At 57.3% G+C, this 9934-nt stretch carries 8 protein-coding genes; 4 read left to right on the forward strand and 4 right to left on the reverse strand.

The genetic code is table 11. From position 1 onward, the window contains the following. On the forward strand, positions 1-247 hold a 247-nt coding region (locus VEV40_RS03785; protein WP_324830274.1), incomplete at its 5' end, for a hypothetical protein. A gap of 67 nt (positions 248-314) precedes the next feature. On the opposite strand, the gene VEV40_RS03790 is transcribed toward VEV40_RS03785, so the two are convergent. The 4 genes from VEV40_RS03790 to VEV40_RS03805 all read right to left on the reverse strand — a co-directional run bounded on the left by VEV40_RS03790 (position 315) and on the right by VEV40_RS03805 (position 5983). Beyond that, positions 315-1943: a hypothetical protein gene (locus VEV40_RS03790; RefSeq protein WP_324830276.1), complete on the reverse strand. Its 1629-nt coding sequence runs from the start codon at positions 1941-1943 to the stop codon at positions 315-317. A 168-nt stretch (positions 1944-2111) separates the two neighbouring features. Then, the gene (gene fucU, locus VEV40_RS03795; protein ID WP_324830278.1) at positions 2112-2546 is read right to left on the reverse strand and encodes an L-fucose mutarotase; all 435 of its coding nucleotides are present in this window, start codon (positions 2544-2546) and stop codon (positions 2112-2114) included. A gap of 17 nt (positions 2547-2563) precedes the next feature. Next, positions 2564-4894, reverse strand: coding sequence for a hypothetical protein (locus VEV40_RS03800; protein WP_324830280.1), 2331 nt, complete (start codon positions 4892-4894; stop codon positions 2564-2566). A 9-nt stretch (positions 4895-4903) separates the two neighbouring features. Next, positions 4904-5983: a hypothetical protein gene (locus tag VEV40_RS03805; RefSeq protein WP_324830282.1), complete on the reverse strand. Its 1080-nt coding sequence runs from the start codon at positions 5981-5983 to the stop codon at positions 4904-4906. Positions 5984-6049: 66 nt separating this feature from the next. On the opposite strand from VEV40_RS03805, the gene VEV40_RS03810 reads away from it, so the two are divergent. The 3 genes from VEV40_RS03810 to VEV40_RS03820 form a co-directional block, all read left to right on the forward strand. Beyond that, positions 6050-7087, forward strand: coding sequence for a LacI family DNA-binding transcriptional regulator (locus VEV40_RS03810; RefSeq protein ID WP_324830284.1), 1038 nt, complete (start codon positions 6050-6052; stop codon positions 7085-7087). A gap of 179 nt (positions 7088-7266) precedes the next feature. Next, positions 7267-8898: a fucose isomerase gene (locus VEV40_RS03815; protein WP_324830286.1), complete on the forward strand. Its 1632-nt coding sequence runs from the start codon at positions 7267-7269 to the stop codon at positions 8896-8898. A gap of 89 nt (positions 8899-8987) precedes the next feature. Beyond that, a partial coding sequence (locus tag VEV40_RS03820; RefSeq protein WP_324830288.1) for a sugar porter family MFS transporter occupies positions 8988-9934 on the forward strand: 947 nt, incomplete at its 3' end.

The raw sequence follows: 9934 nt of genomic DNA on the forward strand, positions 1-9934 counted from the left end.
CAATTCTCCGCGCACGCTGGGCGATCTGCGAGCACCGGGAGTGGCTAACCTCGACCTTTCCGGAGTGAAGAACACACGGCTCTTTGAAGGATTGACGCTACAGTTCCGCGCTGAAGCGTTCAATCTGTTTAACCATCCCCAATTCGGACCGCCGGACACAGCGTTGGGAGAGAATACGACGGGGACGATTTCGAGCCAGGTGAATGCTCCGCGTGAATTGCAGTTCGCGGTGAAGCTGTTGTTCTGATTCTGTATTTTCGGTATCCCACCCTTTCGCACAAACTACGCGCGATAGGATGGGGGCACCCGGTTGTTTACTGATCTCTTGAAGCTGCGGGGCATGTAGGGGCGCTCTCGTATAGCCACCATTCTTCCTGATGAAAGCGCAGGGTCACGGCGCAGGGGGCTTGTGCGAAGAGAGATGGTCCACGGTCAGTTTTCGAGCGCACGACGAAGTAGCGGTATAGCTCGCCGGAATAGTCATCCCAGTTGAATTGCTCCGGCGCCCATTCAAAATCCCAGAGCACCGCGGGCGGGACCTTGCCCGGACGGAATACGACGAGCTCCGGATGCATCATGGCCGCGCTGGGGTCGGCGATTCCGTGCTTCTGCGCCGCATACCACTGCGGAAAATGCAGGAATGTTGGCGCGATGGATACGCCGTCTTCATGGTCAAAAGCAAGGGAAAGGGCGCGCTGGCCGGGTTGCACGTGCGCGAGCGCCTGCGTGAATGCTTTGGTCTGGCGAGAAAAGATTACGGCTTTTATGGATGCTGAAGCGATCAAGGCCGCGACGAGCGCAAGCGAGATGGTGCGGACGATGTTCGTTCTCCGGGGAGATACGGGTGATTCGCGCAGCAGGAAAAGAAAGAGCGGGATAGCGAACATCGTGAAGCGCTGATAGACATAGTCTGTTCCGAAGACGGCGTGCGGGCACCAGAGGAGCACGGCTATGCAGATCAGAAACGGCGCCCATCGCGACGGCTTTTTGGTCAAGCGCATTCCCGCGCAGAAGGGCAGCACAAAAAGCGCAGCGCCAATCAGGATGCAGCGCCATGAAGGTACATCACCGAGCAATCGCGGAAAAAAGCCAGTGATGCGGCCCCAGCTCGTGCTGGGAAAATGCAGCTCCTGGCTTAACGACGTGTAATAAGACTCGACCGAATCGCGCCAGTTCAGGTCCCAGACGATGGGCCGGTGTGTTACCGGATTCGCGAGCGTTCTGTGCATCCAGAGCGCGGCGACTGGCACTACGGCGGCGAGCGGCAGAATGCGTTTTAAGATCTTGCTAAATGATTTAGCCTCTGCCAGCAGGCACAATACAGCGCACATGCCAAAGAAAGCGCAGATGAGGGCGTGGCAAAAAAATAATCCTATGGCCGCAGCGGCAAAACAAACAGCCGTTCGCGCGCGCATGTTTTTGGAAAACCCGAGCACAAACCACAAGAACAGAATGCCTACCGGCGCTGCGATGAGGAAATTCAGGAAGCCCCACTGATAGGTGAATCCATAGATCGCGGGAATGGAGAGGATAGCCCAGAAGACATCAATGTTCGCGTAGCTGAGAAGCAGGGCTGTCGATAATGGGATGCCTACCACATAGAGCGAGACCGCAAGCTTGCACGCGGCCAGGATGCCAAACAGTGGCGCGAGCGCATAAATAAGCATGTAGCCGAACAGGTAGGGAGTAAACCAGTTCACATGGAAGAGCGCGGCGTATGCGAAGTTTGGACTGTGAAGCTCGCGCAACATGGCTACCTGCGCTGCGTGCTGCGGCAGGTCGGCCATTGCGGGGTACGCCGGGAGCCAGACGGGCAAAATTGTGAGAATGCTCGTGGTGAAAAGGAGCCAGGTGCTGATTGGGTTCCAGGGATTATGCGGATTGTTCGTATTGTTTGCTTCTGTTTGTTCTGAAAGAGAATCTGGCGGAATGCTTTTGTACAAAACCTGGCCTCAACGCAGGATTTTATCGCAGCCTGTTTTTTGCGGAAGATTTATCGCCGCAACTACAGAAAAGCAGGTCCCTTCGACAAGCTCAGGGCAGGCTCTTTTCTACGCGCCTTTGGCGCTCCGCTCAGGATGACAATTTGGGTTTATTGGCACACGCTAAGGCTATTTCACTATTGGAGTGACGCCTTTTCTGAGAATCAGATTGCCGTAGGCACGTAGCTCTCCGGTGATGACCACGGCGTATGCGGACTTGGCGCGGTCGTAAAATGCCGGCCTTGGAATGCGTATGATAGCGGAGACTTCTGGTGCGAGTCTGCGGGCGGCGCTCAGGAAATCTGCTTCGACAGTTGGATCGGCAGAGTCGCCTGCGTCCGGCTGCATCATGATAAGCGGGTTCGCGTGTTCATCCAGGACCAACAGCGGCAGAATAGCGTCGAGCAACTGCGGAATGGTGAGGCCGTCGGCGCGCAGGACGTGCTTTCCGAGTGTGTGCCCAGGGAAGTGCGCGTCGGCGAGGAGGATCTCATCTCCATGACCCATTTCACACAGCATCTTCAGCAGGTCTGGACTCAGGAGTGGGGAAATTCCTTTCAACATGGGGTGAGGCTCCTTCCTTATGAGAGTGGTCCTACGCGGTAGCCGTTAGCAATAAGGTCGCTGCCTGCAACTTCGTGCTGCGGGCCACCGTTCCAGGCAATGCGATATTTCTGTGACGGATCGACGCCGGTAAAATGCACGATGAATGTCCGCTGTTTGGCCGGTGATTCGATGTTGAAGGTGATGCTTCGGGAATCCACGCGAACATCATGAAGTGAGCACTCGTCAAAGCCAACGCCTTTGGCGGTCTTGAGATCGATGTAGGCGTCGCCAAGGACCGGAGACATGATTTCTACTGAAGTCATGGCGCTGCCCGTGCCCCAGTGGAAGCCTGTGAGTGCACCCTGTTCGTCGACGTATCCGGTGTGCGCCCAGTTCTCCCATGGTGCCACGGCGAATGTCGATCTTGTGGCGGCCACGGCGCGTTCCAGATATTCGGCATTGCCGGTCTCGCGGAAGTAATGAAAGAGAACGATGGCGGCATAGCCTTGGCGCGCGTCGCTCCACTCGGCGTCAGTGTTCTGCGTGGTGAATCCGCCTAGCAGCTTTGGCGAAAACGATGGATTGTTCCAGACCTGTTGGGTGAGCAGCAGATAGTCGAGAGACTTTATGCCGCGGTCGAGGTATTCGCGCTTGTGCGTAGAGTGATAAAGGGCCAGCCAGGCTTCCGGTGCTTGTATCTCCGCCAGATTGTTCTGTGGATATTGGGCAGTCCAGTGATCGTAAAAGCCGTAGTCTTTTCGCGCGCATGAAAGGAATGTCTCAAAGTCGAACCAGCGCTGGCGGGGAATGACTTCTTTCGTGATGAAGTCCATGCCGCGCTCGGCTGCGGCAGTATAGGCATTGTTTCCCGTGGCTGTGCCCAGAGTCGCCAGAAACAGCGCGGACACCGCTGTTTCGGCATTGAAGTCGCGAAACTCCGCGCGTGACTGAAGGGTTGAGATGTCATACCAAGAGGGAATGACGCCGCTCTGCAACTGGTGCTGGAGCAGGAAGTCTCCATACGGCTTAACGAAGCGGAGCACCTCGGCTTTGCGCTGCGGGGTAAGGTCTTCGGCCCAGCGAAGCATCCAGTATGCGGTCCACGACATGCAGAAGGCGTGGTAGTCGTCTTTGTAGCCGGCCCAGCCGTCGTCTGCGATCCACTGGTTGTGGTCCACCAGATAAATTGTGGGGAAGGCTCCGTCTTTTTGCGGTGCGGTGAGGGCGAGCGTCAGCACGCTTTCCGCTTTGTTCATGATGTCGGTGTTGCGCGTATTTCTGCCATAGATGTACCAGCCGTAGGCGGTGCGCAGGGTCTGAAACCAGGCGTTAAACCACGCGTCCGGCTCGGAGTGCTCCCAGTCGCCGGAGTTATTTCTGTTGCTCTTGAGTGTGCCGCAGCATTTGCCGCCGCAGTCGAAACCAAGGTACACACGGTTGGCGTAGTCGATCCAGGCATCCTTGCGCCATGAATCGAAGGAGCGCAGCTCGGTTCGGATTACATTCTGCTGCATGTTGGGGGAATTGAGCAGCGAAGGGTGTCCGTAATACGCCCAGAGACGGCTCACCACGCGGCGGTAGCCCAGTTTTATCGGCTGGCGCGAAACCAGAATCGAGTACGAGTATTCGACGGTGTTGTCGAGCACCTTTGGATGGTCATCGGACGCACGGCGGAAGTAGCTGTGTCCATGCGGCTGCGCGGGTATCTGCCCGCAGGACATCCAGGGACGCTGGTCTGAGGTTACGTCGAGATCCAGCGCCAACGGCAGGACCCGCCGGTTGCTGAGTTGCGGCATGATCGCGGCAAAGACTTCGCCCTGCTGCATCATGACTGCGGGCGATTTGAAACCGTAGGTGGGGATGAGGTCGTCGGCCTCGCTTTTGATATTTTGCGACCAGACAAAGTCGAGCGGGCCTGTTTGCGCGTTATCGATAGAACGCCGCGCAGGCATGAAGTCGTAGCGGTCTTCAACGGACTGCACCGTGACTCCCGCATTGAGCGTCAGCCGTGTTGAGACGTTGAGCACATCGTCCTCTTCGGAGACAACGATTCGCTGCTCATACTTGCCGATGCCGCAGTCACCCGTCAGCAACAAGCCGCGTTCGATTGGGGTGGTGGTCTCCTGAAGAGTGCAGACTTTTGTTCCATCATTCGTTTTCACGCGAACGGGTGATGAGGCTGCGGACAAGGCAGGCGTCCAATTGGAGCCGATCTTTGCGAAGATGGTTTCCTGCGCGGTTGGGCCGGAGCCGTGGACTTCGACTTTTGCGACGCTGTCGGCAGGGCCTTCAAGAGAAGCGGCGCAGAGGCAGGGAGCAGTGATTCCTGCAAGCGTGAGTAAAGCGAGCCATTTACTGAAAAGCATTCGCCTCCTTTATTTCGCTGGCCCGGCGGAATGTGTGTTGATGGATTCTTTGAAGCGGCCAAGTCGCGGATCAATCTCCCAGGGTTCGTGCTCAAAGATTCCGTAGATAAAAGTTTGCCCGGGAACATATCGCTGGCGCACCTCGAAATTCTCAAAGGCAATGCCGCCGGGCACGGGATCGGTCGAGGCCCAGTACACCCAGCGGGCGTTGACTCGCACGCGCAGGTCGGGCTGAATGTCATGCGCGGGAACGCGCCAGTATTGCGTGAGCTTGGGCAGAGTGTATTTCCAGTGCGCCGCCGCATTGACGGATGCCGATTCGGGAGAAGGCTCGTTGGATGTGCAATAGACAATCGCGTCTCCATCCGCTGTGCGAAGCATTTCATCGAGCGGATAATTTTCATGCTCGACGAATGCGTCGCCAGTGTAATCCGGGAAGAGCCTGCGGCTGTCTTCTACGCGGTCTTTCAACCATAGCAGGCGCAGCCGTTCATAGTTGCCCATGGTTGCCGTGACCGTCAATTCATCGAGCGGCGGACCATCGCTTTCATTGAATACGGAGATCCGGAGTTCGTCGGGATGGTCACTGTCAATGGACGCGATCAGGTAAACATGCGCGCCATTGGCGGTGAAGCGCTCAACGTCGATTTTGACCGACAGGCGCTCGACTACGGCGTGGCCAGCGCGGATTGTGCGAAGGTCGCCGCGGAAGGTATTGTCCGCAACCCAGAGCCGCTTGCCGCGCTCTCCCGGGTCGAGGACGCTGGGCTCAAGCTCGCTGAAAGCCATGCGGCTGAAGCGGCTGCCGGGGCCCTCGATGACTGGCTCAATCGCGATGTAGTTCAGCAACTGTGGGGTGTACTCGGGCGGCAGGCCAACTCCGGCGCGGATGAGGCCGCGCGGGCCTTTCAGTCCGCCGGCAGAGGGCAGTCCAAAAACGATGCCACCGCGCCAGCCCCAGATGAGAGGGTCGCCGGGTTTTTCGGGACGGATCCAGTGTGAATCTTGGGCAAATGCGAGCGTGGCGAAAACGAAGATGGCAATGGCACAGAGAAAAGAACGAAGAGTGGGCTTGGCAAGAAAGGGCATCACGGATATTTTTAATCGTTTAAATACAATAAGCAAGTTATAATTCGAGGGCACTACCACTTCAGCATGGCGACCATTGTCGAAGTAGCGAAAAAAGCAGATGTTTCCATCGCGACTGTCTCCAACGTGATCCGCGGCACTCGCCGTGTAAGTCCGAAACTTACAGAGCGTGTGCAGTCCGCGATACGCGAGCTGAACTACTCCCCCAATGAAATTGCCCGCAGCCTGAAAGTAAGGCAGACGCGGATGCTGGGCATGGTATTGCCGGACATTACCAATCCGTTTTTCCCGGAGATTATCCGCGGGGCCGAGGACACGGCTTTCGAGCGCGGTTATTTCCTGGTGACGGCAAACACCAACGAGCAGATTGGCCGCGAGCGACGCATTGTAGCGGCACTGCGTTCCTATCGCGTGGACGGGATGCTGCTGGCCTCGGCGAGCGGCAAGGACACGAGCCATTTGAAGAGCACGATGGACGCGGGTGTTGCGCTCGTCTGCCTGGACCGTACTGTTCCCGGCGTGAAAACAGACGCGGTGCTGCTCGACAATGTGCGCGGAGCGCGCGAGTGCGTGCGGCACATGATCCAGAAAGGACACCGCCGCATCGCCATCATTACCGGCGCGCTGAATCTGCAAACCGGACGCGAGCGCCTGCGCGGGTATGAAGAGGCGCTGCACGAGGCGGACATCGCACTCGATCGGCGCATGGTGTTTGAGGGGAACTTCCGGTTCGATTCCGGCTACCGACTGGGGAAGCATATTGTGAAACAGACGGCGAGGCCGACGGCCGCGTTTGTATGCAACGGCGTGATGACCGTCGGCGTGCTGAAAGCGTTTGAGGAGATGAATATTTCTTGCCCCGGCGATATGGCGCTGGCGACTTTTGACGATCTCGCGTTGGACAGCCCGTTCCATCCGCATCTCACGACGGTGGTGCAGCCGAGCTATGAAATGGGGGCGCGGGCGGCAACAATCCTGATGGACAGGATTGAAGGGAGGCTGAACAACGAACCCTTTATTGTGCGGGTTTCGCCGACGCTGATCCTGAGGGAATCGACGGAAGCCTATCTTGTTGACAGAGAGAAACAATCAGGCGCGCTGTGAAGCAATGTGCCGGGCGGCAAAAAGAGATTGACAATTTTCTTTGCGGCATGTTCCGATAAGCCAGTGTTTTAAAGGTTTAAATTTACGGATTAATTACACTATTATTTTAATGGCTTCGGCATACTTGCCTGACTGGACATGCGGCCCTGATGCCGGAACACAACTGAGAAGGGAAGAGAATGTCACCAGCGCGAGCGATACCGATGAAGGAAGCAGTCCTCATCACCAGCGGAGATTTAAGAGAATCGGCAAACAAGGTCTGCTGGCCTGCGCAAGAGGACTTGGAAGGAAAGCTGGCTGCGTGTTTCGAGAACGAAGGCGTGGCACTGCGGCGCGCCTTTCCCGTTGATAGCGAACGCGGGCACGGTTTCATCTCCAGCCAACGCATAGGCATGGATGTTTTTGCAGGCATTGACCCCAAAGCCAATCTCGTTTTTGCCACGGCAGCCTGGCAGTACACACACCATGTTTTGCCCGGCATGCGCGGGCATCAAGGGCCCATGCTGACGGTCGCGAACTGGTCAGGGCAGTGGCCGGGTCTGGTCGGCCTGCTGAACTTGAACGGCTCGCTCATCAAGGCGGGAAAGACGTTCAGCACGTTATGGAGCGAGCAGTTTGACGATGCTTTCTTTCTCGGCAAATTGCGCGAATGGGTCACCACCGGCAAAGTCACGCATGATCTTTCGCATGTCCGCGATCTGGATCCGGTATGTTTGCCTGCCGAGCCGGCGAAGCTCGGCGAGCATCTGGCGAAGGACCTGCTCAAGAAGAAAATCATTCTCGGCGTTTTCGATGAGGGCTGCATGGGCATGTACAACGCCATTATTGATGATGAGCTGCTAAACCCGTCCGGCTTTTTCAAGGAGCGGCTGAGCCAGTCGGCGCTGGTGGCGAAGATGCGCGACGTGCCCGATGATGAGGCCGCTGCGGTGCGGCGTTGGCTGGACCAGCGCGGTGTGAACTTCGAGACTGGCAAAGACGCGAAGACCGAGCTTACCAATGAGCAGATCCACGAGCAGTGCAAGATGTATATTGCCGCCACGCGGATCGCGCATGACTTCGGTTGCGACGCCATCGGCATCCAGTATCAACAGGGATTGAAGGACATGGTTCCCGCATCCGATCTGGTGGAGGGTCTGTTGAACAACGCGGAGCGTCCGCCAGTTTTTGATGAGAGTACAGGTAAGGAGCTGTATCCTGGCGGTCCGCTTCCACACTTTAATGAAGTGGACGAAGGAGCAGGTGTTGACATCGTTGTTACGAACCGGGTCTGGACCGCGCTCGGACTTGACCCTTCAACCACGCTGCATGATGTGCGCTGGGGTGAGCCGTATCCCGTGAACGAGAAAAGCGAGTTTGTCTGGGTACTGCAAATTTCCGGCGCGGCGCCCGCCAACCATTTTGTAAATGGTTATGCGGGAGCCACCAGCAGCCGCCAGCCACCGATGTACTTTCCGCTGGGCGGCGGAACGCTGAAGGGAATTGGCAGGCCGGGAAAGATTATCTGGAGCCGCGTCTTTGTTGAAGACGGGGCGCTGCATGTGGATATGGGCCTCGGCTCAGTAGTGGAGCTTCCGAAAGAGGAAACGGAGCGCCGCTGGCGGCAGACGACGCCGCAATGGCCATGCGTGAGCGCGGTCTTCGATGGCGTATCGCGCGATTCCTTCATGGCGCGCCATCGCGCCAATCATGTGAACATCGCCTACGCGGGCAGCGCGGACGAAGCGGCCAAGGCGCTGGCGGTAAAGGCGGCCATGTTCAACGCGCTGGGCGTCAAGGTGCATCTGTGCGGGGCGGTGAATGTTGGATAGAGCAGCCGCTGAGGCCATACACTGATGAACATTCATATTCTGTCGGCCATGCGCGGGTACGCGCGTGGCCGCGCCACCAGAGAGATTGCATGAGCATTTCGCGCCACGTCGTCAAGAGCACCGTCGTTGGAGCGCTTGGCGGACTTCTTTTCGGATTCGACACCGCCGTCATTTCCGGCACGACGCAGTCGCTTACGACGCAGTTCCATCTTTCGCCGGGGATGCTCGGCTTCACTGTGGCCAGCGCTTTGTGGGGTACTGTTCTCGGTGCGATTACCGCTGGAATTCCAGGGCAGAAATATGGCCGCAGAGACAGCCTCCGCGTAATGGCGCTCTTCTATGTCATTTCCGCGGTCGGATGCGCCTTCGCGTGGAATATCGAATCGCTGATTGTCTTCCGCTTTATTGGCGGTCTTGGCATCGGCGGTTCTTCCGTGCTGGGACCGATGTATATTGCCGAGATTTCGCCGCCCAAATGGCGAGGCCGTCTGGTCGGCTTTTTTCAGGTCAATATCGTTATCGGCATCCTCATTGCTTATGTCTCGAACTACCTGATTGGTCTGCTGCAACTAGGCGCGATTGAATGGCGCTGGCAGTTGGGCGTATCTGCTGTACCGGCGGCGCTTTTCCTTATCATGCTGTTCTTCATTCCGCGCAGTCCGCGCTGGCTTACAACGCAGTCACGGCTGGACGAGGCGTATTCAGTGCTTGTCCTGACCGGCGTGGAAGATCCCAAAGCCGAACTCGATGAGATACGGAGGTCTCTGCATCTTGATCTGGGCGGCAAGCAGGATTCGCTATGGCAGCGCAAATATCTACTGCCCATCTTCCTGGCCTGGACGGTGGGCATGTTCTGCCAGCTCACCGGCATTAATGCGATTCTTTATTACCTGAACGATATTTTTTCGCTCGCGGGCGCGAGCAAGATGTCCGGCGATCTGCAGGCAGTGGCTGTAGGAGCGATGAACCTGGTGGCAACGCTGCTTGCCATGTCGGTCATCGACAAGTTCGGACGCAAGAAACTGCTGCTGTTCGG

This window comes from Alloacidobacterium sp. (assembly GCF_035631355.1).
In the GTDB taxonomy this organism is placed as follows: domain Bacteria; phylum Acidobacteriota; class Terriglobia; order Terriglobales; family Acidobacteriaceae; genus Alloacidobacterium.